At 73.0% G+C, this 22,688-nt stretch carries 25 protein-coding genes; 17 read left to right on the top strand and 8 right to left on the bottom strand.

The window, feature by feature from the left end; genetic code table 11:
• Positions 1–46 precede the first annotated feature (46 nt).
• Positions 47–811, top strand: a complete 765-nt coding sequence (locus tag TNCT1_RS06835) for a carbohydrate ABC transporter permease (protein ID WP_235902391.1) — start codon at positions 47–49, stop codon at positions 809–811.
• Between the two features lie 29 nt (positions 812–840).
• Positions 841–1,899, top strand: a complete 1,059-nt coding sequence (locus TNCT1_RS06830; protein WP_143629326.1) for an endo-1,4-beta-xylanase — start codon at positions 841–843, stop codon at positions 1,897–1,899.
• A 111-nt stretch (positions 1,900–2,010) separates the two neighbouring features.
• Here TNCT1_RS06830 and TNCT1_RS06825 read toward each other — a convergent pair whose 3' ends face one another.
• Both TNCT1_RS06825 and TNCT1_RS06820 read right to left on the bottom strand, forming a co-directional pair.
• The gene (locus tag TNCT1_RS06825) at positions 2,011–2,208 is read right to left on the bottom strand and encodes a DUF5999 family protein (RefSeq protein WP_143629469.1); all 198 of its coding nucleotides are present in this window, start codon (positions 2,206–2,208) and stop codon (positions 2,011–2,013) included.
• A gap of 328 nt (positions 2,209–2,536) precedes the next feature.
• On the bottom strand, positions 2,537–3,124 hold the full coding sequence (locus tag TNCT1_RS06820) for a hypothetical protein (protein WP_143629324.1): 588 nt from the start codon (positions 3,122–3,124) through the stop codon (positions 2,537–2,539).
• A gap of 558 nt (positions 3,125–3,682) precedes the next feature.
• Between TNCT1_RS06820 and TNCT1_RS06815 the strand changes: the two genes are divergently transcribed.
• Entirely contained in the window at positions 3,683–5,200 is a 1,518-nt protein-coding gene (locus TNCT1_RS06815; RefSeq protein WP_143629322.1) for a glutamate--cysteine ligase, read from the top strand.
• 98 nt (positions 5,201–5,298) lie between these two features.
• Positions 5,299–6,114, top strand: coding sequence for a CPBP family intramembrane glutamic endopeptidase (locus TNCT1_RS06810; RefSeq protein ID WP_373920459.1), 816 nt, complete (start codon positions 5,299–5,301; stop codon positions 6,112–6,114).
• Between the two features lie 21 nt (positions 6,115–6,135).
• Here TNCT1_RS06810 and TNCT1_RS06805 read toward each other — a convergent pair whose 3' ends face one another.
• Positions 6,136–6,948, bottom strand: a complete 813-nt coding sequence (locus tag TNCT1_RS06805; protein WP_143629320.1) for a PhzF family phenazine biosynthesis protein — start codon at positions 6,946–6,948, stop codon at positions 6,136–6,138.
• 230 nt (positions 6,949–7,178) lie between these two features.
• Between TNCT1_RS06805 and TNCT1_RS06800 the strand changes: the two genes are divergently transcribed.
• The 4 genes from TNCT1_RS06800 (at position 7,179) to TNCT1_RS06785 (ending at position 10,768) form a co-directional block, all read left to right on the top strand.
• Complete coding sequence (locus TNCT1_RS06800; protein ID WP_143629318.1) at positions 7,179–7,814, top strand: PadR family transcriptional regulator; 636 nt, start codon at positions 7,179–7,181, stop codon at positions 7,812–7,814.
• Between the two features lie 172 nt (positions 7,815–7,986).
• On the top strand, positions 7,987–8,556 hold the full coding sequence (locus tag TNCT1_RS06795) for a Clp protease N-terminal domain-containing protein (RefSeq protein WP_174266176.1): 570 nt from the start codon (positions 7,987–7,989) through the stop codon (positions 8,554–8,556).
• A gap of 63 nt (positions 8,557–8,619) precedes the next feature.
• The gene (locus TNCT1_RS06790) at positions 8,620–9,627 is read left to right on the top strand and encodes a DMT family transporter (RefSeq protein ID WP_143629315.1); all 1,008 of its coding nucleotides are present in this window, start codon (positions 8,620–8,622) and stop codon (positions 9,625–9,627) included.
• A 190-nt stretch (positions 9,628–9,817) separates the two neighbouring features.
• Positions 9,818–10,768, top strand: a complete 951-nt coding sequence (locus TNCT1_RS06785) for a DMT family transporter (RefSeq protein WP_143629313.1) — start codon at positions 9,818–9,820, stop codon at positions 10,766–10,768.
• Position 10,769: 1 nt separating this feature from the next.
• On the opposite strand, the gene TNCT1_RS06780 is transcribed toward TNCT1_RS06785, so the two are convergent.
• Positions 10,770–11,450: a pyridoxamine 5'-phosphate oxidase family protein gene (locus TNCT1_RS06780; protein WP_143629311.1), complete on the bottom strand. Its 681-nt coding sequence runs from the start codon at positions 11,448–11,450 to the stop codon at positions 10,770–10,772.
• A gap of 35 nt (positions 11,451–11,485) precedes the next feature.
• On the opposite strand from TNCT1_RS06780, the gene TNCT1_RS06775 reads away from it, so the two are divergent.
• Positions 11,486–12,817 carry an aminotransferase class I/II-fold pyridoxal phosphate-dependent enzyme gene (locus TNCT1_RS06775; protein WP_143629309.1) on the top strand — a complete coding sequence of 444 codons (1,332 nt, stop codon included), beginning with the start codon at positions 11,486–11,488 and terminating at the stop codon, positions 12,815–12,817.
• A gap of 54 nt (positions 12,818–12,871) precedes the next feature.
• On the opposite strand, the gene TNCT1_RS06770 is transcribed toward TNCT1_RS06775, so the two are convergent.
• A complete protein-coding gene (locus tag TNCT1_RS06770; protein WP_235902381.1) occupies positions 12,872–13,816 on the bottom strand; it encodes a DMT family transporter in 945 nt (314 codons plus the stop codon).
• Positions 13,817–13,890: 74 nt separating this feature from the next.
• Here TNCT1_RS06770 and TNCT1_RS06765 point away from each other — a divergent pair, with 74 nt between their 5' ends.
• Positions 13,891–14,799, top strand: a complete 909-nt coding sequence (locus TNCT1_RS06765; RefSeq protein WP_143629305.1) for a LysR family transcriptional regulator — start codon at positions 13,891–13,893, stop codon at positions 14,797–14,799.
• Positions 14,800–14,829: 30 nt separating this feature from the next.
• Here TNCT1_RS06765 and TNCT1_RS06760 read toward each other — a convergent pair whose 3' ends face one another.
• Both TNCT1_RS06760 and TNCT1_RS06755 read right to left on the bottom strand, forming a co-directional pair.
• Positions 14,830–15,303 carry a pyridoxamine 5'-phosphate oxidase family protein gene (locus tag TNCT1_RS06760; RefSeq protein WP_143629304.1) on the bottom strand — a complete coding sequence of 158 codons (474 nt, stop codon included), beginning with the start codon at positions 15,301–15,303 and terminating at the stop codon, positions 14,830–14,832.
• A gap of 110 nt (positions 15,304–15,413) precedes the next feature.
• The gene (locus TNCT1_RS06755) at positions 15,414–15,905 is read right to left on the bottom strand and encodes a Rieske (2Fe-2S) protein (protein ID WP_143629302.1); all 492 of its coding nucleotides are present in this window, start codon (positions 15,903–15,905) and stop codon (positions 15,414–15,416) included.
• 206 nt (positions 15,906–16,111) lie between these two features.
• On the opposite strand from TNCT1_RS06755, the gene TNCT1_RS06750 reads away from it, so the two are divergent.
• From TNCT1_RS06750 to TNCT1_RS06720, 7 genes are all read left to right on the top strand, one after another.
• Positions 16,112–16,876, top strand: coding sequence for a HipA family kinase (locus tag TNCT1_RS06750; RefSeq protein WP_143629300.1), 765 nt, complete (start codon positions 16,112–16,114; stop codon positions 16,874–16,876).
• Complete coding sequence (locus TNCT1_RS06745) at positions 16,873–17,322, top strand: DUF3037 domain-containing protein (RefSeq protein WP_143629298.1); 450 nt, start codon at positions 16,873–16,875, stop codon at positions 17,320–17,322. Before TNCT1_RS06750 ends, TNCT1_RS06745 begins: the two co-directional genes overlap by 4 nt.
• A gap of 148 nt (positions 17,323–17,470) precedes the next feature.
• Positions 17,471–18,232, top strand: a complete 762-nt coding sequence (gene fabG, locus TNCT1_RS06740; protein ID WP_143629296.1) for a 3-oxoacyl-ACP reductase FabG — start codon at positions 17,471–17,473, stop codon at positions 18,230–18,232.
• 21 nt (positions 18,233–18,253) lie between these two features.
• On the top strand, positions 18,254–19,015 hold the full coding sequence (locus TNCT1_RS06735) for an SDR family oxidoreductase (protein ID WP_143629294.1): 762 nt from the start codon (positions 18,254–18,256) through the stop codon (positions 19,013–19,015).
• A gap of 206 nt (positions 19,016–19,221) precedes the next feature.
• Positions 19,222–20,799 carry an ABC transporter substrate-binding protein gene (locus TNCT1_RS06730; RefSeq protein ID WP_143629292.1) on the top strand — a complete coding sequence of 526 codons (1,578 nt, stop codon included), beginning with the start codon at positions 19,222–19,224 and terminating at the stop codon, positions 20,797–20,799.
• A 79-nt stretch (positions 20,800–20,878) separates the two neighbouring features.
• Positions 20,879–21,562 (top strand): uracil-DNA glycosylase, encoded by a 684-nt coding sequence (ung, locus tag TNCT1_RS06725; RefSeq protein ID WP_143629290.1) that lies wholly within the window; start codon positions 20,879–20,881, stop codon positions 21,560–21,562.
• Between the two features lie 118 nt (positions 21,563–21,680).
• Positions 21,681–22,196, top strand: a complete 516-nt coding sequence (locus TNCT1_RS06720; protein WP_143629288.1) for a tetratricopeptide repeat protein — start codon at positions 21,681–21,683, stop codon at positions 22,194–22,196.
• A gap of 20 nt (positions 22,197–22,216) precedes the next feature.
• Here the strand turns inward: TNCT1_RS06720 and TNCT1_RS06715 are convergent, their stop codons facing one another.
• The gene (locus TNCT1_RS06715; protein WP_308789270.1) at positions 22,217–22,519 is read right to left on the bottom strand and encodes a hypothetical protein; all 303 of its coding nucleotides are present in this window, start codon (positions 22,517–22,519) and stop codon (positions 22,217–22,219) included.
• Positions 22,520–22,688 lie beyond the last annotated feature (169 nt).

Here is a 22,688-nt window from a genome sequence, read left to right as displayed (position 1 = left end):
ACGCACGCTCCCGCTGCACGGGATCCTCGTCGTGGTCGGGGCGGTGATGGTCGTACCCCTGGTGTACGCGATCCTGTCGGGCTTCAAGTCCACCGACGAGCTGTCCCGCAACCCGTTCGGGCTGCCCGACCGGTGGCTGACCGGCAACTACACCGGCATCCTGCGCTCCGGCGACTTCTGGCGGCTCCTCGGCAACAGCACGCTGATCGCGGTGGCGACGACCGTGCTGGTGGTCGCCGTGTCCGCGCTCGCGGCCTTCTCCTTCGCCCGGTTCGCCTTCCGCGGACGGGAATGGCTGTTCACCCTGTTCACCATGGGGCTGATGTTCCCCTTCGCGGTGGCCGCCCTGCCGCTGTTCCTGCTGCTGCGCTCCCTGGACCTGCTGGACAACCCGCTCGGCGTGATCCTCCCGCAGGCCGCCTTCGGACTGCCGATGACGATCATCATCCTGCGCGGCTTCTTCCGGCAGATACCCGGTGAGCTGGAGGAAGCGGCCACGCTCGACGGCTGCAGCGCCTTCGGGTTCTTCTGGCGGGTGCTGCTGCCGATGGCCCGGCCCGCGCTCGGCACCGTCTCGGTCCTCGCGGTGGTCACCAGCTGGAACAACTTCTTCCTGCCGCTGCTGGTGTTCACCGACAGCACCTGGTGGACGCTGCCCGTCGGCGTCCAGCAGTTCCAGGGCCAGTACTCGGCGGAGTACGCCCGGGTCTTCGCCTACCTCGTGCTCGCCATGGTCCCCGCCCTCGCCTTCTACTCGGTCGCCGAACGCCAGCTCGTCGGCGGGCTGACCGCGGGCGCCACCAAGGGCTGAGCCACCCCCCGACAGACAGGAGTCGCACCATGCCCATGACGCGTCTCGGACTCGCCGGCGCCCTCGCGGCCGTCCTGGTGGCCGCGGGCCTCGCCGCGGGGCCCGCCGCCCAGGCCCACGACCGGCAGCCCACCCTCGCCGAACTCGCCCAGCGGCACGGCCGCTACTTCGGCAGCGCCACCGACAACCCCGAACTCACCGGCAGCGCCTACACGAAGATCCTCGGCAGCGAGTTCGACATGATCACCCCCGGCAACGGGATGAAGTGGTACGCCACCGAGCCGCAGCAGGGCGTCTTCGACTGGAGCGCCGGCGACCAGATCGTGGACCTCGCGCGCCGGCACCACCAGAAGGTCCGCGCCCACACCCTCGTCTGGCACAGCCAGCTCCCGGACTGGCTGACGTCGAGGGAGTGGACCGCCGGCGAACTGCGGGCCGTGCTGAAGAAGCACATCACCACGGAGGTACGGCACTACCGGGGCAAGGTCTACTCGTGGGACGTCGTCAACGAGGCGTTCAACGAGGACGGCAGCTACCGCGAGACCATCTGGTACAAGACGCTCGGTCCGGGCTACATCGCCGACGCGCTGCGCTGGGCCCACGCGGCCGACCCGCACGCCAGGCTCTACCTCAACGACTACAACATCGAGGCCGTCGGCCCGAAGAGCGACGCCTACCACCGGCTGGCCGAGGAGCTGAAGGCGCAGGGCGTCCCGCTCGACGGCATCGGTTTCCAGGCCCACCTGGCCCTGCAGTACGGCTATCCCGCCACCCTGGAGGACAACCTCCGCCGCTTCTCGCGCCTCGGCCTCGACACCGCCCTCACCGAGGTCGACGTGCGCATGCAACTGCCCGCGACCGACGGGAAGCTGGCCGAACAGGCCGACTGGTACCGCAACCTGACCAGGGCCTGCCTGACCGTCCGCCGCTGCGTGGGCGTGACGGTCTGGGACTACACCGACAAGTACTCCTGGATCCCGGCCTTCTTTCCCGGCGAGGGGGCGGCCCTGCCCTGGGACGAGGGGCTGGCGCCCAAGCCCGCCTACTCGGCGCTGCGGGAAGCGCTGCGGGAGCGGTCGGTCACCTGAGGTGACCGGGCCCGGACACGCTTCGGGGCCGGTGCGCACCGTGCGTGTGCGGCCGGCCCCTCTGATCGCCGGGCGGCGCGGCGGTACCGCCCGGAAGGTGCGCCCGGAAGGTCAGGCGGCGGTCATCACCCGGTCCGGGCGGTGCGGGGCGATGACGCTGCCGTCGGGCAGAAGCTCACCGGTGTCCTCGAAGCACAGGACGCCGTTGCACAGCAGGCTCCAGCCCTGCTCCGGGTGGTGCGCCACGAGGCGGGCGGACTCCCGGTCGGCGGACTCGGCTGGCGGGCACGGTGGCTGGTGCTGGCACATGGATGGGATCTCTCGCTCTGTCGTGGTCATGTCCGTCCCCCGTGGTGATACGTCGGTCGGAACCCAGTGTTGCCCTCTGGGCGTCAATCCGCAGGTATTTCGCAGCACGGCTTCTCACAGGTTCATGACGCGTCACCCGCGCGGGCGGTTCATCCCAACTGCACTGTCACTTCGGGTGGTTCCGGGGGGCCGGAAAGGGCTAGTCCGAACGGCAGAGATCCCCTTTCCGGCTCGTAGGAGCGGGCGATCGCTCGGGCGAGCGAGCGTCGGCCGGAAAAGACGCGCGTACCCCGCTTCCCGTGCGGGAAGCGGGGTACGCGCGGGTCGTTCAGACGGGAATGGAACCGAGCAGCGGTACGGGAGTCGCCCGATGGGTCAGCACCGGGAGCAACTCGGCGACGCGATGCGGCCGGTGGGCCGGAATGCCGGGCGGCGCCGGGGCCAGGGGCACCAGCAGGTCGGTGGCGGCCGGATGCCCCTCGGAGGCGTCGGCGCCGACGTCGCCGTGCAGCCACAGCGTGAGCATGTACAGGCCGGGCACGGACAGCAGGCGGGGCTGGTACGGCTGCGTCAGCGCCTCGGCCTGCTGCAGGGCGCGCTCGGTGGAGGTGATCCAAGGCCCCTCGAAGAAATGCGAGAAGGCCCAGCCGTCCGCGGTCAGCATGGTGTCGGCTGCGGCCACCGCCCGGTCGCCGCAGCGGATCAGGAACCGCCAGCCGGCCAGCCGGGTGGCGGTCAGGCCCTGTGCGGTGATCCGGTCCAGTACGTATACGGGAAGCGGGAGTTCGGGCGTCGTGGGTCCCTGTGCGGCGCGCAGGGACGGAGTTCTGGCCTCGCGGACCGCGGTGGGGGAACCGAGGGCCGTGAGGACGGAACGCAGTGCGGGCGCGGGTGCGGCGGGCGCGTGCAGGGGCATGGTGGGTCGCCTCTCGTTCGACAGGCGCGGCGGCGCGAGGAGGGTGGGGCGGACGGCGCTGTCAGCTCACGTACGGCCAGAGAGGTGGGGCCCGGTTCGGCGAGCGAGGGTACGGCTGGGGCCTGCCGCTGAATCTTCGGCAGGAACACGACAGAAACCGGGACCACGGGCACCAACCCCGGGCCTTGTTCGCGAAGTTTATACGACACGTGTTCAGACGATGTTTCGTCTACCGCATTCCGGTCGGTCCGGCAAGACGTCATTCAGTCGCCGATTCGCCTGCATGTATCCCGCTTTTCGCGCCGGGAACCCCCGCTGACCTCGTAATACGCCGCCGCCGCGGTCGGCCGATTGTCGTCGGCGTTTTTCACGAGGCGATCGGGGCACACGAACGTGCGTGATGCGGCATGCCCCGTGAATGTGCCGCCGGGAACATTCCGACAGAGTAGCGGGCGCCGGGCCCGCGCGGGACGTTATCGATCGCTTCCACTGGGCATCATCCAGACCCGGGACCCCGGCGGCCGATCCGCGGCCCGCCATCCGAGGAGGGACACTTAGATGGGGGAGAAGGTCGTGGCAGGGCAGTTCGACCTGTCCGATCGCCAGCGCTACCGCGAAAAGCTCCAGAAGTGTCTGACGGGACTCGAGCGGCTGCTGGACGAGAAGCGGTTCGACCGCGCCAAGAACCTCATGGGCGTCGAGATCGAATTGAATCTCGCGGGCCGCGACGGCATGCCGAAAATGTTGAACGGGCAGGTGCTGGAGCGGATCGCGAGCCGTGATTTCCAAACGGAACTCGCGATGTTCAACCTGGAGGTGAACATCGCACCGCACCGGCTGGGCGGCCGGGTATTCGACCGGCTCGCCGAGGAACTGCGCACCTCGCTCGCGTACGCCGACCGAAAGGCCGGCGAGGTGGACGCCGGCATCGTGATGATCGGCATTCTGCCCACGCTCGACCGCGACGACCTCGTCTCGTCCAACCTCTCCGAGGCGGACCGCTACACCCTGCTCAACGACCAGATCGTGGCGGCGCGCGGCGAGGACTTCCAGCTCGACATCGAGGGCGTGGAGCACCTGCGCTGCACCTCGAAGTCCATCGCCCCCGAGGCCGCCTGCACCTCGGTGCAGCTGCACCTGCAGGTCACCCCGGCCCGCTTCGCCGACGTGTGGAACGCCGCCCAGGCGGCGTCCGCGGCGCAGATCGCCGTCGGCGCCAACTCGCCGTTCCTGTTCGGGCGCGAGCTGTGGCGCGAGTCCCGGCCGCCGCTGTTCCTCCAGGCCACCGACACCCGCCCGCCGGAGCTCCAGGCGCAGGGCGTACGGCCGCGCACCTGGTTCGGCGAGCGGTGGATCTCCTCCGCCCGCGAACTGTTCGAGGAGAACCTGCGCTACTTCCCGGCGCTGCTGCCGATGTGCGACGACGAGGACCCGCTGGAGGTCCTCGACGCCGGCGGCATACCGAAGCTCGCCGAACTGGTGCTGCACAACGGCACGGTGTACCGCTGGAACCGGCCCGTCTACGACATCGCGGACGGCGTGCCGCACCTGCGGGTGGAGAACCGGGTGCTGCCGGCCGGCCCGACCATCACCGACGTGATCGCCAACGCGGCCTTCTACTACGGCCTGGTGCGGGCCCTCGCCGAGGAGTCGCGCCCGGTGTGGACCCGGCTGCCGTTCGAGGCGGCCGAGGCCAACTTCGACGCTGCCTGCCGGGACGGCATCGACGCCCGCTTCGTCTGGCCGCGCCGGGGCCGCTACGGCGGCACGGGCGAGGTCGACGCCGTCACCCTGGTCCGGGACGAACTGCTGCCGCTCGCTTCCGCGGGACTCGACGCCTGGGGCGTGGAGGCCGCAGACCGCGACCTCTACCTGGGCGTCATCGAGGAGCGCTGCCGGCGCCGGGTGAACGGGGCGTCCTGGCAGACGGCCACCTTCCACCGGGCGCTGGAGCAGGGGCTCGGACGCGGGGCCGCGCTGGCCGCGACGACACGCCGCTACGCCGAGCTGATGCACGTGGGTGAGCCGGTGCACACCTGGCCGGTCGGGCTGCCCGAGCCCGTCCCGCTCGGCTGAGGGCGGGCGCGGGGCCCCGCGCGGCGGGCCGGGCCCGGTCGAGCGCTCCCGAAGACGATCCGGCATGCTGTGCTCGCACGGCCGGAGCGACGACAGGAGTGCACGTGGAGGCGGACCCGGCGGCCGCAGGCCATCCGCAGGAGCGGCTCCCGCAGGAGCGGTTCCCGCGGCGGATCTTCCGGGACGAGACACTGCTCGTACTGGCGCTCTCGCTCGGCGCGAGCGGCGTGTCCGCGCTGATCAGCTTCGTCGGGTCGGTCACCAGACCGGGCGGGCTCAAGGACCAGGCGGCCACTCTCAACGCCTCCGCCGCGCCCGGGCGTCCCTGGCTCGACCTGGCCTGGCAGCTCTTCGGCATCGCCTCCGCGCTGGTGCCCGTGGCGCTGGTCGCCCATCTGCTCATGCGTGAGGGCCAGAGTCTGCGCACGCTGGGCTTCGACCGCAGCCGCCCCTGGCCCGACCTCGGCCGGGGCGCGGGCGTCGCGGCCGTGATCGGCAGCACCGGAATCGCCTTCTACCTGGCCGCCCGTGGCCTCGGCTTCAACCTCACCGTGGTGCCCGAGGCCCTGCCGGACGTGTGGTGGAAGTACCCGGTGCTCGTCCTGTCGGCGGTGCAGAACGCCGTCCTCGAGGAGGTCATCGTCGTCGGCTACCTGCTGCGCAGACTGGGGCAGCTCGGCTGGACGGCGGGGACCGCGCTGGTGGCCAGCGCGGTCCTGCGCGGCTCGTACCACCTCTACCAGGGCATCGGCGGCTTCGTCGGCAACATGGTGATGGGCGTGGTCTTCGTCTGGCTCTACCGCCGCTGGGGCCGGGTCGGCCCGCTGGTCGTCGCCCACTCCCTGCTCGACATCGGCGCGTTCGTCGGCTACGCCCTGCTCGCGGGCAGGGTGGACTGGCTGCCGACGGCCTGAGACGGGGGCCGGCCCGGCCGCTCAGGCGAGCAGTTCGCCCTCGATGACGGTGACCGCGCGGCCGGTCAGCAGCGTGCGGTCGCCGCGCAGACCGGTGCGCACCAGCCCGGCACGACGGGAGGCCTGCAGGCCCGTGAGGTCGTCCCGGCCCAGGCGTGCCGACCAGTGCGGGGCCAGCGCGGTGTGGGCGCTGCCGGTGACCGGGTCCTCGTCGATGCCGACGTTGGGGAAGAAGCAGCGCGAGACGAAGTCGTAGCCGAGCGAGGGATCGTCGGCGCGGGCGGTGGCGATGACGCCCCGCGTGGAGTGCGCCGTCAGGGCCTTGTGGTCGGGGACGAGCGCGAGCACCGTCCGCTCGTCGGCCAGCTCCACCAGCAGGTCGCCGACGTTCGGCCCGGTGTCGTAGGCGACGACCGGGGCGGCGCCCAGCGCCTCGCCGACGCCGTCCGGGACGGCCACCTCGGTGAGCGGGGCGGTGGGGAAGTCCATGGTGATCGCGCCGTCCGGGCCCGGCGTGGCGACGAGGACGCCGCTGCGGGTGGCGAACCGCACCGGACCCTCGTGGGCGCCGGTGGTGTGCAGGACGTGCGCGGTGGCGAGCGTGGCGTGCCCGCACATGGCGACCTCGGCGACGGGCGTGAACCAGCGCAGCGCCCAGTCCGCCTCGCCGCCCGCGGGCAGCCGGTGCGCGAAGGCCGTCTCGGCGTGGTTCACCTCCATGGCGACGTTCTGGAGCCAGTCGTCGTCCGGGAAGACGTCGTCCAGGAGCAGGACGCCGGCCGGGTTGCCGGCGAAGGGGCGGTCGGTGAAGGCGTCGACGATTCGGATGCGCATGGCGCAGACGCTAGGGCCGCGGCGGACCGGGAACCAAGGCCAATCGGCGAGTCCTGGCCCCATTTCCGGCTCCGCGGCGAGGCGAGGCGGCCGGTGGGCCGCGGGCATCCCGCCTTACGGCCGGGCGTGAAAGGGCCTTGCCGTCCGAGCTGCTTCCGATATATCGTTGAGGCATCGCGTAAGAACGCGAAGCGAACGTGACAGGTCGACGATGGGATGGAGTGATCACGATGCGCAGCCACGGATTCGAGCGTGGACATCGTCAGGACGGCCCGGGCCGGCGCGGCCGGGGCGCGTTCGGCGGCTTCGAGGGGCGGCGGGCCGCCTTCGGGCCCTTCGGTCCGGGCGGCTCCGGCTGGGGACCCGGCGGGCCCGGGTTCGGACCCGGGCCGTGGGGGCCGCGAGGGCGCGGCGGACCCAGGGGCAGGGCGCGGCGCGGCGACGTGCGCGCCTCGATCCTGGCCCTGCTCAAGGAAGGGCCCCGGCACGGCTACGAGATGATCCAGGAGATCGCCGAGCGCAGCGGCGGCGCCTGGAAGCCGAGCCCCGGCTCGGTGTACCCGACCCTGCAGATGCTGGAGGACGAGGGTCTGATCGCCAGCGCGAGCGAGGGCGGCAAGAAGCTTTTCTCCCTGACCGACAGCGGCCGCGCGGCCGCCGAGGAAGGCACGGAGGCCCCCTGGGAGGAGGCCTCGCGCGGGGTCGACTGGGAGGCCCTCGGCGAGATCCGGCAGGCCGGCATGGGGCTGATGCAGGCCTTCGGCCAGGTCTGGAACACCGGGACCAAGGAACAGCGCGACAAGGCGGTGGCCGTCCTCAACGACGCCCGCAAGAAGCTGTACCTCATCCTCGCCGACGAGGACTGAGCTCCCACGGCACCAGGGCGCCCCGCGGAACCTCCGCGGGGCGCCCTCGTGTCAACGGCCTGATCTCCTCCCTGAGGATGAGATCCCGGCGGGCCATGTCCACTCCGCGCGGCACCCGAAGATGGTTCCCCCCGTGGATGACCCGGCCGCCTGTGGCTGATGAGGTGATGGTGTGCATCCCCGTACAGCCCGCCGGAGCATTCCCGACCAGGGACTCCCGCACACGGACGACGATGCCGTGCTGGCGGCGGTGGTCGCCGGTGCCCGCCGCCGGGCGGTGCGCGACGGGGACCGCCAGATCGACACCGCCCATCTGCTCCACTCGCTCCTGGAGCACGACCCCGAGGTCCGGGCCGCCGTGGGCGGAGCCCCGCGGCTCGCCCGGCTGCTCGGCTACCTGGTGCAGCGCAGCATCGGCTACGGACTGCGCTGGCAGCGCAGCGTGGAGGGCGCCGGCGCGCTCGCCGTCCTGCCCGGCCCCGCCCGGTACGACGCCGCGCGCCCGGGCGGCGCGGCGCACGGCGACACCGGGCACTGGTCGCCCGTCGCGGCCGTCGCCGTGGAGGAGGCCCGCAGGCGCGCTCGGCGCCGCGGTGCGGCCCGGACCAGCGGCACCGATCTGCTCGCCGGGCTCGTCCTCGACCCCCGGTCCCGTGCGGTCGAGGTCCTGGAACGCGCCGGCGTCCGCACCCGTGAGCTGGGCGCCCGGCTCGACGGCCGCCCGGCGGACGCCCGGCCCTGACACCGTCCATCCCCTGAGACAGGTGTCAACGAGGGTGACGCTCATGTCAGCGCCTGTCATCATGTGCCGGTGCCTATATCTGCAAGCAGCCGGGGCAGCCACGGCAAGGGTGCCGGGCTCGGACTCGCGCTCGTGTCCGCGCTGGCCTTCGGCGGGTCCGGAGTCGCGGCTAAGCCGCTGATCGAGGCGGGACTCGACCCGCTCCACGTGGTGTGGCTACGGGTGGCGGGCGCCGCCGTGGTCATGCTGCCGCTCGCCGTGCGGCACCGGACGCTGCTGCTGCGCCGCCCCGCGCTGCTCGCCGGGTTCGGACTGCTGGCCGTGGCCGGCGTGCAGGCGTTCTACTTCGCCGCGCTCTCCCGCATCCCGGTCGGCGTGGCGCTGCTCGTCGAGTATTTGGCCCCCGCGCTCGTGCTCGGCTGGGTGCGGTTCGTGCAGCGGCGGCCGGTGACCCGCGCGGCCGCGCTCGGAGTGATCCTCGCGGCCGGCGGCCTCGCCTGTGTGGTCGAGGTGTGGGCGGGCCTGAGCTTCGACGCGGTCGGCCTGCTGCTCGCGCTCGGCGCCGCCTGCTGCCAGGTCGGCTACTTCGTCCTGTCCGACCAGGGCAGCGAGGCGGCCGAGCAGGCGCCGGACCCCCTCGGCGTCATCGCCTACGGCCTGCTCATCGGCTCCCTCGTGCTGACCGCCGTGGCCCGCCCGTGGACCATGGACTGGCCGGTGCTGGCCGGCTCCGCGCGGCTGGACGGCACCGCCGTCCCGGCCGTCGCCCTGCTGGCCTGGGTGGTCCTCGTCGCCACGGTCGCCGCGTACATCACCGGCGTGCTGTCCGTGCGCCGGCTGTCCCCGCAGGTCGCCGGTGTCGTCGCCTGCCTCGAGGCGGTCATCGCGACCGTGCTGGCCTGGGTTCTGCTCGGCGAGCACCTGTCCGCGCCGCAGATCATCGGCGGCGCCGTGGTCCTCCTCGGCGCGTACATCGCCCAGTCCGCGGCGCCCGCCAAGGGGGCGGCGGAGCCGGTGGCCGCGGGCGGCGGCGCGGAACGGGAGTTGTCCGCACGCGGCACGGCTGCCTAAGGTGCCGGTCATGACGTCGAACGCGCTCGTCCTCTCGCCGCCCGCCGCCTGAGGCGGGCCCCCGTGGTGAACGCCCGGCGCGCCGCGCCGGGCGGGACGGCGCTGCCCGCAGACGAAGTCCGCGCGTCCCGCTGGGCCGGGCCGCCTTACCACTTCCGCACTCCGGTGCGCTTCTGCGGAGAGAAACCCCGTGTCGAACGCTGTCTCCGGCCTGCCCGTCGGGCGTGGCCTGCTCTACCTGATCGTCACCGGTGCCACCTGGGGCACCGCGGGCGCCGTCGCCTCCCTGGTCTACCGGACCAGCGAGATGGGCGCCTTCACCCTCTCGTTCTGGCGCTGCGCCGTCGGGCTGGTGCTGCTGCTGGGCGGCCGGCTGCTGCGCGGCCGGGTCCGGGCGGCCGCGCCCGAACCGCTGCGTCGCAGGGCCGCCAAGGCCGTCGCGACCGGCATCGGGCTCGCCGTGTTCCAGACCGCGTACTTCGCCGCCGTCGGGTCGACCGGGCTCGCCGTCGCCACCGTGGTGACGCTGGGCGCGGGGCCCGTGCTCATCGCTCTGGGCGCCCGGCTCACCCTGGGCGAGCGACTCGGCGCCGGCGGCCTGCTCGCGGTCGCCGGCGCCCTCACCGGGCTCGCCGTGCTCACTCTCGGCGGCTCCGCCGCGACCGTCCGGCCGGCCGGCGTGCTGTACGCGCTGGCCTCGGCGGCCGGCTACAGCGGCATGACGCTGCTGACGCGCCGCTGGGGGCGGGACGGCGCCGCCGACTCCTCCGGCACCACCATCGGCGCCTTCGCCGTCACCACCCTGTGCCTGCTGCCGTTCGCCCTGGGCGAGGGGCTCTTCCCGCACACCGGCCACCCCGTGCGGCTGCTGGTCCTGATCGCGTACATCGCGTCCGTGCCCACCGCCCTCGCCTACGCCCTGTACTTCGCGGGCGCCGCCGTCGTCCGCTCCGCCACCGTCTCCGTGATCATGCTGCTGGAGCCGGTGACCGCGGCCGTGCTCGCCGTGGCGCTGCTCGGCGAGCGCCTCACGGCGGCCACCCTGGCCGGCACGCTGCTGATGCTCGGCGCGGTCGCGGGCCTGGCGCTGGGCGAGGCCCGCGGGGCCGGACGCCGGGAAGCGGTGCCCGTGACCTCCTAGCTCACCGGACCAGGTAGTCCGGGAGCCCGATGCCGGGCGCCAGGTCGGGGTTGGGGACGGGGGCCTCGTAGCCCTTGCGCAGCGGCACGACCCCGGCCCAGTGCGGCAGCGTCAGGTCCTCGGGCTCGTCGTTCGCGCCGCCGGTGCGGATCTTCGCGGAGACCTCGTCCAGGTCGAGGCGGATGACCGCGGTGGCGGCCAGCTCCTTCTTGTTCGCGGGCCGGGAGTCGGCGGCCCGGCCCGGCACGACGTGGTTCACCAGCGCGTCCAGGGCCAGCCGCCGCTCCTCGGGGTCGGTGACCTCGTGGGCCGTGCCGTGCACCACCACCGAGCGGTAGTTCATCGAGTGGTGGAAGGCGGAGCGCGCCAGCACCAGGCCGTCGACATGGGTGACCGTCAGGCACACCTGGAGCCCCGGATCGGCCTCGCCGGTCATCCGCAGCGGGCGCGAACCGGTGGACCCGTGGACGTACAGCCGCTCGCCGACCCGCCCGTACAGCGTCGGCAGCACCACCGGCGCGCCGTCGCGGACGAAGCCGAGGTGGCAGACGTAGCCCTCGTCGAGTATCGCGTGCACCATGTCCCGGTCGTACGTCGCCCGGTCCGCGGAGCGCGTGGGCACGGTGCGGTCGGTCGGTGTGTACGCGGCGGACGGCGACGAGGCTTCCCGGGTCCCCTGCATGGCGTTCTCCATTGCACTAGTGCATAATTGGCTTTGTGCTAGGAGAGTATCCGATTCAGGGCCGGGGCGCAGCGGAGATCGCGGCCAGCGTCGAGCGGGCCGTGGGCGCCGGAGAGCTGGAGCCCGGCCGGCACCTGCCCCCGATGCGGGAGCTGGCGGCCCGGCTCGGGGTGAACCCGAACACGGTCGCGGCCGCCTACCGCACCCTGCGCGAACGCGGGGTGATCGAGACCGCGGGGCGGCGCGGCAGCCGGGTCCGTGCCAAGCCGGCCACGACCGGGCGCGAGCAGCTGCGGGTGGAGGTGCCGGCGGGTGTGCGGGACGTGGCCGAGGGCAATCCGGACCCCGCGCTGCTGCCGCGCCTGGCGGACGCCTTCGCGGCGGCCGCCGCGCACGGCGACCGGGAGCCCGTGCTGTACGGGCACGACCCGGTGGAGCCGGAGCTGGCCCGGCTGACCCGCGCCGCGCTGGACGCCGACGGGGTGCCGGACGGGCCCGTCGCCGTCGCCTCCGGCTCGCTGGACGTCATCGAGCGGGTCCTCGCGGCCCACCTCAGGCCGGGCGACCAGGTGGCGGTGGAGGACCCCGGCTGGGGCAGCGTGCTCGACCTCGTCCCGGCGCTCGGGCTGCGCACGGTCCCCGTCGGAGTCGACGACGAGGGCCCGCTGCCCGCCGACGTCCGCCGCGCGCTGCGGGCCGGAGCGCGGGCGGTGATCGTCACCGACCGGGCGCAGAACCCGACCGGCGCCGCGCTGAGCGCCACGCGCGCGCGTGAGCTGCGCTCGGTCCTCGCGGACCATCCCGCGACGCTGCTGATCGAGGACGACCACGGTCACGGCATCGTCGACGTGCCGCTGCGGCCGCTGGCCGGCGTCACCCGCCACTGGGCCTTCGTGCGCTCCGTCGCGAAGGCCTGGGGGCCGGACCTGCGGCTCGCGGTGTTCACCGGCGACGCCGTCACCGTCGACCGGGTGCGCGGGCGGCAGCGGCTGGGCCCCGGATGGGTGAGCCGGCTCGTCCAGCGGGCCGTGGTGGAACTGTGGCGCGGCGGCGCCGTCGACCCCCTCGCGGTGGCCGCCTCCTACGGTGCGCGCCGGGAGGCGCTCGTCGAGGCGCTCGCCGCGCGCGGGGTGCCGGCGCACGGCCGCAGCGGCATGAACGTCTGGGTGCCGGTGCCCGACGAGACGAGCGTGGTGGCCCGGCTGCTGCACGCGGGCTGGGCGGTCGCCCCGGGCGCCCGGTTCCGGCTGGGCTCACCGCCGGGCGTCCGCGTCACGGTCTCCGCCCTCACCCCCAGGGACATCGTTCCCCTGGCCGACGCGGTGGCGGATGCCGTACGCCCGTCCCCGGCCCGGTCCTACGGCTGAGGACGGACCGTCGGGCTGCGGGGCCTGCCGACGGGACGCCGGAGTCCCCCGCCCTCACCCGCCCGACTTGCTCGCCCTCGGCCTGACTTGGGTGAGGGCGGCCCCGGCGAGAACGATCACGGCGCCGACCGGAGTGGTCCAGCGCAGCGACTCGCCGAGGATCGCCACGCCGGCCGCCGTGGCGATGACCGGGATGAAGTAGGTGACCATCTGGGCGGTGGTGGGCCCGACCTCGGCGACGAGGCCGTACTGGATGAGCACCGCGAGACCCGTGCCGAGAGCGCCCAGCGCGGCCACGGCCAGCAGCGGGACGACCGGGAAGCGGTCCGGGAGCTGGGTGAACAACGGGGTCACGACGGCCAGTTGCCCCGTCGCCAGCAGCAGCTGCGCCCCCGTCATGGACAGGTGCGAGTTCCCGGTCCCGGCCAGGGTCCGGCGGACGTAGATCCAGCCGATCGGGTAGCTGAGCGAGGCGAGCAGCGCCATCGCCGTGCCCGTCGCGTCCAGGCCGTGGAAGCCCTGCCAGGCGCCCAGCACGGTCAGCACGCCGAGGAAGCCGAGGCCGAGCCCGGCGACGCGCACCCGCGTGGGCCGGTCCTCGGACAGGGCCACCATCGACAGGGCCATGCCCCACAACGGCGAGGTGGCGTTGCAGATGCCGGCCAGCGTGGAGGGGATGGTCAGCTCCGAGTACGCGAAGAGGGAGAACGGCAGGGCGTTCAGGAAGAACGCGGCGACCGCCATGTGCCCCCACAGCCGGCCCCCGCGCGGCAGTCGCTCCCGCTTCACGGCCATCGCCGCCGCGAGCACCGCCGTGCCGAAGACCAGTCGGCCGAGGGTGACCTGGAACGGCGCGTAGCCGTCCGTGCCCACCTTGATCAGCAGGAAGCTGAAGCCCCAGATCAGCGACAGGGCGCCGAAGCGCAGCCGCCAGTCGAGGCGGGCGCGGGGCCGGGCGGGCGCGGGGGACTGGGTCGAGGGTGCGGTGACCGTGCTCATGCCGTCAACGATGCGTGAGCCGACGTCGTAGCACAATCGAGAATGCTCACCGGATACCTCTTAGTATCGCTTACATGTTGAACCTGGAGCGCCTGCGCACCCTGGACGCCCTCGCCCGGCACGGCTCGGTCAGCGCCGCCGCCGACGCCCTGCACGTCACGACGTCCGCGGTCTCCCAGCAACTGGGCAAACTGGAGCGCGAGGCCGGGCAGCGCCTGCTGGCGAAGAACGGCCGGGGCGTGCGGCTGACGGACGCCGGACGGCTGCTGTCGGAGCACGCGGCCCGCATCCTGTCCCAGGTCGAGCTCGCCCAGGCCGATCTGGAGGCGCACCGCGGCCAGGTCGCGGGCGAGCTGCGCGTCTCGGCGTTCCCGACCGCCGCCCGCGGGCTGTTCCCCACCGCGCTCGCCGAGCTGCGCGGCCGGCACCCGGGCCTGCGGGTGCGCTCCAGCGAGCTGGAGCCCGAGCACGGCATCGCCGCCGTCGTGCGCGGCGACCTCGACCTGGCCGTGGTCCTCGACTGGTACAACAAGCCGATGCCCGTGCCCGACGGGCTGGTCAAGGCCCCCCTGCTGGACGATCCGGCCGACGTGGCCATCCCGGCCGGGCACCGGCTCGCGGACCGGGACGAGGTGGACCTCGCCGAGTTCGCGGAGGACGAGTGGATCACCTGGGGAGAGGGCGAGTTCTGCCACGAGTGGCTGATGTTCACCCTGCGCTCCAAGGGCATCGAGCCGATCGTCGGGCACCGGGCCGGGGAGACCCACACCCAGCTCGGGCTGGTCGCGGCCGGGCTCGGCGTGTGCATCGCGCCGCTGCTGGGACGGCACCCGGTGCCGCCGGGCATCGTCCTGGTCCCGCTCAGACAGCGGGTGCGGCGGCACGTCTACGTCGTCTGGCGGGCGGACGCCGACCGCCGCCCCTCGATCCGCGCCGCCGTCGACGCGCTGCGGGCGGCGGCCGAGCGGGTGGACCAGCTCTGAGGCGGCCCGGCCGCCGGGGGCCCGCGGGCCTCAGCCCACCGCACCGAGCTTGCGGAAGTCCCAGGACACCGTCCGGTCCGGGGTCAGCCGGGCCCAGGCGTGCCGGCCGTCGTGCGGCATCTCGTCCAGGCCGAAGTACTTGCGCGCGAACAGCGTCTCGGGGGTGTCGAGTTCGGCGCGCAGCTCTCCGGTCCGGGGCACCTCGCCGACGAACTCCACCCGCCCGGACAGCTCGGCCCCGCGCAACTCGTCGTACTCCTCGCCGGAGTCGACCACGACCGCCACCCGGGGATCGCGGCCGAGCTGCGCCCAGCGCCGGCTGCGCACCACGGAGTACAGCCAGAGGGACGTGCCGTCCCAGACGAACCACAGCGCGCTGACGTGCGGCGTGCCGTCCGCCGAGACGGTCGCGACCCGGCAGGTGCGCCGGCTGGTCAGGAAATCGTCCAGTTCCCCGGGCGTCATCATGATCTTCCGGCCCCGGCGCTGCTGCGTCCCGGTCATACGGCCCCTCTTCTCCCACGTCGTACCGGCGGAACCCGCCCCCGGCGCGATCCTCCGGGATCACGCCGGGAAAGGGAACAGGACGGGTGCGCCGGCCGCTCCCGCGCGCCTCAGGTCAGCTTGATCTCGTCGCCCGAGACGGTGATCTTCTCCGCGGCAAGCGGCTGGGTGGCGGGCCCCTGCTTCACGCTGCCGTCCGCGACGGAGAAGTGGCTGTTGTGACACGGGCAGACGATCACGCCGTCCGAGATCCGGGACACCGCGCACCCCTGGTGGGTGCACTTGGCGGAGAACGCCTTGTAGGTGCCGGCCGTCGGCTGGGTGACCACCACGCCCTGGTCCTTGAAGATCTTGCCGCCGCCCTCGGGGATGTCCGAGGTCCGGGCCAGGGCCGTGCCGCCGGCCGCCTCGCCGGCCTCCGGGGACGCGCTCCCCTGCGTGAACCCGGTCGTGCCCGGGGTGGACCCGGTGTCAGCGGTGTCCGAGGAGCCGTCGCCCGAACCGCAGGCGGTCAGCGCGGCGGCGAGCCCGGCCGCTCCGGCCGCCGCCATGACGGTACGGCGGGCCGGTCCCGCTTCGGGCTTGAACGATGCGCTGGTCATGAGGTGGTTCCCTTCCGCGGAGCGTCTCGTGATCCGCCCAGGGGTACGGTCCGGGGCGACCGCCTGTTCAGACGGGCGCCCGGATCCCCGCACACAGGGCGGACCGGCATGGAACCACGGCCGGACCGCCGGAAGCCGTCACCACGGCCGCGCACCGTCCGTACGGCCACCGGCCGGACCGGCTTCTGCCCCAGTAACCTGGGGCGATGCTCAAGGAAGTCACCGCGACCCGCTACATCACCCCTTTGCGTGAGGGCGGCTCGCTGCCGGGACTCGTCGAGGCCGACGACTTCGGCACCTACGTCATGAAGTTCACCGGCGCCGGACAGGGCCGCAAGACCCTGGTCGCCGAGGTGGTGTGCGGCGAACTCGCCCGCCGGCTCGGCTTCCGGATGCCCCGGCTGGTCACGGTGGAACTGGACCCCGTCCTCGGCCTCGGCGAGCCCGAGCAGCAGGTGCAGGACCTGCTCAGGTCCAGCGGCGGCGCCAACCTGGGCATGGACTTCCTCTCCGGCGCCCTCGGCTACGACCCGCTCGCCTTCCCGGTGAGCCCCGCGGAGGCGGGGCGGATCGTCTGGTTCGACGCGCTGATCAACAACGTCGACCGGTCCTGGCGCAACCCCAACCTCCTGGTGCACCGCGGCGAGCTCTGGCTCATCGACCACGGCGCCACGATGATCTGGCACCACAACTGGCCCTCCGCCGAGGCCTCCGCGGCCCGTCCGTACGACGCGGCCGACCACGCCCTCGCCCGCTTCGCGCCGGACGTCGCCGCCGCGGCGGCCGAGCTGGCCCCGAGGGTCACCGAGGACCTCCTCGCCGAGGTGACCGCCGAGGTCCCCGACGCCTGGCTGGCCGGCGAGCCGGGCTTCGGCACCCCGGACGAGCTGCGGACCGCCTACGCACGGCCGCTGCTCGCCCGGGCGGCCGTCATCGCCGAGCGCATCACCGGTATCGAGGAGGGCAAGTGAGCGAGCGTCACATCCAGATGGCCGGTCATGTGACCGAGCGCCACATCACCCGGGCAGGCCAGGGCGGTGACCGGGACGTGTTCGAGTACGCCCTGCTGCGGGTCGTGCCGCGGATCGAGCGCGGCGAGTGCGTCAACGCGGGCGTGGTGGTCTACTGCCGCGCCCAGGCCTATGTGGGCGCCCGCACCCACCTGGACGAGGCCCGGCTGCTGGCCCTCGACCCCGCGGCGGACGTGGCGGGCGTGCGGGCCGCGCTCGGCGCGGTGGAACGGGTCTGCGCCGGCGGCGAGGGGGCCGGGCAGGCGGCCGGCGACGACGCCGGGCGGCGCTTCCGCTGGCTGATCGCGCCGCGTTCCACCGTGGTGCAGCCGGGGCCCGTGCACACCGGGCTCACCGCCGACCCGGACGCCGAGACCGAGCGTCTGCTGGACCTCCTGGTGAGGTAATGGATCACACCGGCCCGGTGTCCCGTTGACACCGGGTGCCAGGGCTTCTAGCGTCGCGGGTGCTGAAGGTACTAAGCGGTCGCTCACCGCACCGGCCGGCTCCGCCTGGAGCCGCACAGGGTTCTCTCAAGGGCGAGGAGAAGCAGCAATGTCCACCACTGAACAGCGGGTCGCGGTAGTCACCGGCGCGGCGCGCGGCATCGGGGCCGCCACCGCCGTACGGCTGGCCGCCGAGGGTCGCGCGGTCGCCGTGATCGACCTCGACGAGGCCGCCTGCAAGGACACCGTCGAGAAGATCACCGCCGCCGGCGGCCGGGCGATCGCGGTCGGCGCCGACGTCTCCGACGAGGCGCAGGTCGAGGCCGCCGTCGCCCGGGTCGTCGAGGAGCTGGGCGCCCCGACCATCCTGGTCAACAACGCCGGCGTGCTGCGCGACAACCTGCTGTTCAAGATGAGCGTCTCCGACTGGGACACCGTCCTGAACGTGCACCTGCGCGGCTCGTTCCTGATGACCAAGGCCGTCCAGAAGCACATGGTCGACGCGGGCTTCGGCCGGGTCGTCAACCTCTCCTCGTCCTCCGCGCTCGGCAACCGCGGCCAGGCCAACTACTCGGCCGCCAAGGCCGGTCTGCAGGGCTTCACCAAGACCCTCGCCATCGAGCTGGGCAAGTTCGGCATCACCGCCAACGCCGTGGCCCCCGGCTTCATCGCCACCGAGATGACCAAGGCCACCGCCGACCGCGTCGGCATGGGCTTCGACGACTTCAAGGCCGCCGCCGCCACCCAGATCCCGGTCCAGCGCGTGGGCGAGCCCGAGGACATCGCGAACGCCATCGCCTTCTTCACCGGCGAGGCGGCCGGCTTCGTCTCCGGCCAGGTGCTGTACGTGGCCGGCGGACCGCTCGACTAGGAAGCCAGGGGAATCACCGACATGACTGAACTCCCGGAGCTCTCCGGCAAGGTCGCCCTCGTCACCGGCGCGAGCCGCGGCATCGGCCACGGCGTCGCCGAGGCGCTGGTCGCCCGCGGCGACCGCGTCTGCATCACCGGGCGCAACGAGGACGCCCTGAAGGAGGCCGTCGAACGGCTCGGCGCCGACCGGGTCATCGGCGTCGCCGGCAAGGCCCACGACCTCGCCCACCAGAGCGAGGCCGTCGAGCGGACCATGGAGGCCTTCGGCCGCCTCGACTTCGTGGTCAACAACGCCGGCACCAACCCCGTCTTCGGGCCCATCGCCGACCTCGACCTGGACGTCGCCCGCAAGGTGTTCGAGACCAACGTGATCTCGGCGCTCGGCTTCGCCCAGAAGACCTGGCACGCCTGGCAGAAGGACAACGGCGGCGCGATCGTCAACATCGCCTCGATCGCGGGCCTCGCGCCCTCGCCGTTCATCGGCGCCTACGGCGTCAGCAAGGCCGCGATGATCAACCTCACCCAGCAGCTCGCGCACGAGTTCGCGCCCCGGGTGCGGGTCAACGCGATCGCCCCGGCCGTCGTGAAGACCAAGTTCGCCCAGGCGCTCTACGAGGGCCGCGAGGCGGAGGCGGCCGCCTCCTACCCGCTCGGCCGGCTCGGCGTCCCCTCCGACATCGGCGGGGCCGCCGCGTTCCTCACCTCCGAGCAGTCCGACTGGGTCACCGGTCAGACGCTCGTCGTGGACGGCGGCCTCTTCCTCAACGCCGGCGTCGGCTGACCGGACCGATACCGGCCGGCCGTCTTTTTCGGGCGCCGTTTCCCAGCGGAACGGCGCCCGAAACGCCGCACAAAGCACGCACAGCGGACTGACAACGTAGTCATCGCAAAATCGATCAAGAAGGCCTGGTTCAGGGGAGGTTCAGGGACCCGAACGCTGCGGTATGGTCTGCCGACCCTTGGCATGGCGGATCGAGGAGCGTGCGCGTGTTCAACCGGAACCGATTCCTGCGGAGAGTCGCGGCGATCGCGTCCATATCCCTGGTGGCCGGCTGCGGTCTGTTCTCCAACGGCGATCCCGACAGCAAGGGCCCGATCGTCGTCGGAACCACCAGCGCGCCCAGCACCCTGGACCCGGCGGGCGCGTGGGACGGCTCCTGGGAGCTGTACCGCAACATCTACCAGACGCTCCTCGCCTACCCGAACGGCGCCACCACCCCGCAGCCGGACGCCGCGCAGAGCTGCTCCTTCACCGACGCCGGCAGCCGCACCTACCGCTGCAAGCTGCGCCCTGGCATGAAGTTCGCCGACGGCGACCCGCTGAACGCCGAGGCCGTCCAGCACTCCATCAACCGCATCCGCACCATCGACGCCCCCGGCGGCCCCGCCGGACTGCTCGGCAGCCTGGACCGCGTGGACGCGGTCGGCGACGACGAGGTGGTCTTCCGCCTCAACCAGTCCGACGCCACCTTCCCGTTCGTGCTCGCCACCCCGGCCATGTCCATCGTCGACCCCGACGACTACCCGGCGAACTCGCTGCGCAAGGACAACAAGGTCTTCGGCTCCGGCCCGTACACGCTGCAGTCCTACGAGGAGGGCAAGCAGGCCGTCCTGGCGCGCAACGACAACTACGAGGGCTTCGCCAAGCGGCAGAACAACGCGGTGACGATCCGGTACTACCAGGACTCGGCCACCATGGTAAAGGCACTGCGCGACAAGCAGATCGACGTCACCTACCGAGGCCTCGCCGCCGACGACATCCTCGCCCTGCAGCGGGCCGGCGCCAGCGACCTGCAACTCGTGGACGGCACCGGCACGGACATCAGCTACCTGGTGTTCAACCCCAAGGACCCGTGGGCCAAGCAGCCCGCCGTGCGCAAGGCCATCGCCCAGGTCATCGACCGGGGCGCGATCGCGCACAAGGTCTACAAGGACACCGTGGTCCCGCTGTACTCGATGGTCCCGGCGGGCCTGACCGGCCACACCACCAGCTACTTCGACGACTTCGGCGACCCCAGCACGGCCAAGGCGCGCAAGATCCTCACCGGCGCGGGCATCACCCAGCGCGTCCCGCTCACCCTCTGGTACACCACCGACCGCTACGGCTCCGAGACGGCCGTGATGTTCCAGGAGCTCAAGCGGCAGCTCGACGCCTCCGGGCTGTTCAGCGTCACCCTGAAGAGCCGCCCCTGGAAGACCTACGTGGTCGGCTACCAGAAGGGCGAGTACCCGGTGTTCGGCCGCGGCTGGTTCCCGGACTTCCCCGACGCGGACAACTTCATCGCCCCGTTCGTCGGCGAGCACAACGCCCTGGGCACGCCGTACGACTCCAAGCAGATCACCAGCGTGCTGCTGCCCCGCTCGCGCGCCCAGAGCGAGCGCGGCAAGGTGGTCAAGGACCTGGAGGCCGCGCAGCAGATCTTGGTGAACGACGCCCGGCTGATCCCGCTGTGGCAGGGCCGGCAGTACGTGGCGGCGAGTGAGGACATCTCGGGCGGCGAGCGCGCCCTCGACCCCTCGACGATCATGATGATGTGGGAGCTGCACCGCAAGACGAGCTGGTGACGGTCCGCCCGCCCCGGCTGTCAGTGGTCGCCTGTAGGTTCTGAGAACCGAAGTGACCGCACATCGTGAGGACGTTGACGTGACCGACACCGCCATGCTGCCCGAGTCCTGGCGCGGGGTTCTGGGTGACGAACTGCAGCAGCCCTACTTCAAGGAGCTGACCGAGTTCGTCGAGGAGGAGCGGGCGAAGGGCCCCGTCTACCCGCCGCGCGAGGAGGTCTTCGCCGCCCTCGCCGCGACGCCGTACGACAAGGTCAAGGTGCTCGTCCTCGGCCAGGACCCGTACCACGGCGAGGGCCAGGGCCACGGTCTGTGCTTCTCTGTCCGGCCCGGTGTGAGGACCCCGCCCTCGCTGCGGAACATCTACAAGGAGATGCAGGAGGAGCTGGGCCTGCCCGTCCCGGACAACGGCTACCTGATGCCGTGGGCCGAGCAGGGCGTGCTGCTGCTCAACGCGGTGCTCACCGTCCGCGCCGGGGAGGCGAACTCGCACAAGGGCAAGGGCTGGGAGAAGTTCACGGACGCGGTGATCCGCGCGGTGGCCTCCCGCCCCGACCCGGCGGTCTTCGTGCTGTGGGGCAACTACGCGCAGAAGAAGCTCCCGCTGATCGACGAGACCCGGCACGTGGTGGTGAAGGGCGCGCACCCCTCACCGCTGTCGGCGAAGAAGTTCTTCGGCTCCCGCCCCTTCACCCAGATCAACGAGGCCGTGGCCGGACAGGGGCACGAGCCCATCGACTGGCGGATCCCCGACCTGGGCTGACCCGAATGGCAGCGGGCCGTCCCGTGTCGTACGGGGCCGCCTGCCCCGGATCGCCGGTGCCTGCGGTTAGCGTCGGAGCGGACGGTGACCCGACAGCCGACGACGGCCGGAGGACGCGGTGGCGGAGCGACAGGAGCAGGCGCCGGACGCCCTGCTGACGCGGATCGGCCAGGTCGTGATGCTGCACCGCGGCGGCGACCGCGAGGAGGCCCGCCGCCGCCTCCTGAAGCTCTGGGCGGAGATCGGTGAGGACGGCGCGCCGCTGCACCGCTGCACCCTGGCCCACTACCTGGCCGACACCCAGGACGACCCCGCCGACGAACTGGCATGGGACCTGCGGGCGTTGTCGGCGGCCGAGGAGCTGGCGGACGGCCGCGGCGCCGGTGACCCGGTCAGCGTCCGCGGCTTCATCCCGTCCCTCCACCTCAACCTGGCCGCCGACTACGCCCGGCTGGGCCAGGCCGAGGCCGCCCGCAGCCATCTGGGCCGGGCCCGCCGCACCGCCGGCTCGCTGTCCGACGACGGCTACGGCGACGGGGTACGGGCGGCGATCAGCCGCCTGGAGCTGCGGCTCGGTGAGGACGGCGGCCCCGGCGACTCCTGGGGACCGCCCCGGCAGCGGCCCACCGGTTAGCCCGGTGCCCGCCGCCGCGGTCAGTGACCGTAGGTCTGCTCGCAGATCTCCGACTCCGGGCTGCCGCCGCGCCAGCCGCCGTACTGCCTGCCGAGGGCGCACACGTCCGGCGCCTGCGGCAGCGGCTGCGCCGCGCCCGGCAGGCCGCCGCCTGGCCGGCGCGGGGGCTCTTGGCGCGGCAGAACGGGCGCGGGCGGGGCGGCCGGACGGCGGGTGGCCGGCGGCGCCGCGGACGTCGGGCGCCGGGCGTCCGGCTCGTCGTGCCGCGGCCGCCGGGACGGGCCGGCCATCTCCAGTGCCTCCCGCACCGGGGCCTGCACCACCCGCGGCACGGCACTGCCGTCCGGACGCGGAGCGGTCCGCTGTGAGGACACGGTGTCCGGCGGGGGGCCGGATGTCACCGGGCGTTGTACCGTGACACAGCCGGAGAGGGCCGAGACGGCCACGGTGACCAGGAGCGCTGCGGTGGTCGTCGATCGATGCACCCGTGCA

The organism is Streptomyces sp. 1-11, assembly GCF_007176755.1.
Classification (GTDB): Bacteria; Actinomycetota; Actinomycetes; order Streptomycetales; family Streptomycetaceae; genus Streptomyces.
Note: the sequence above shows the minus strand (reverse complement) of the source record. Positions and strands in the feature narration are given on the sequence as shown.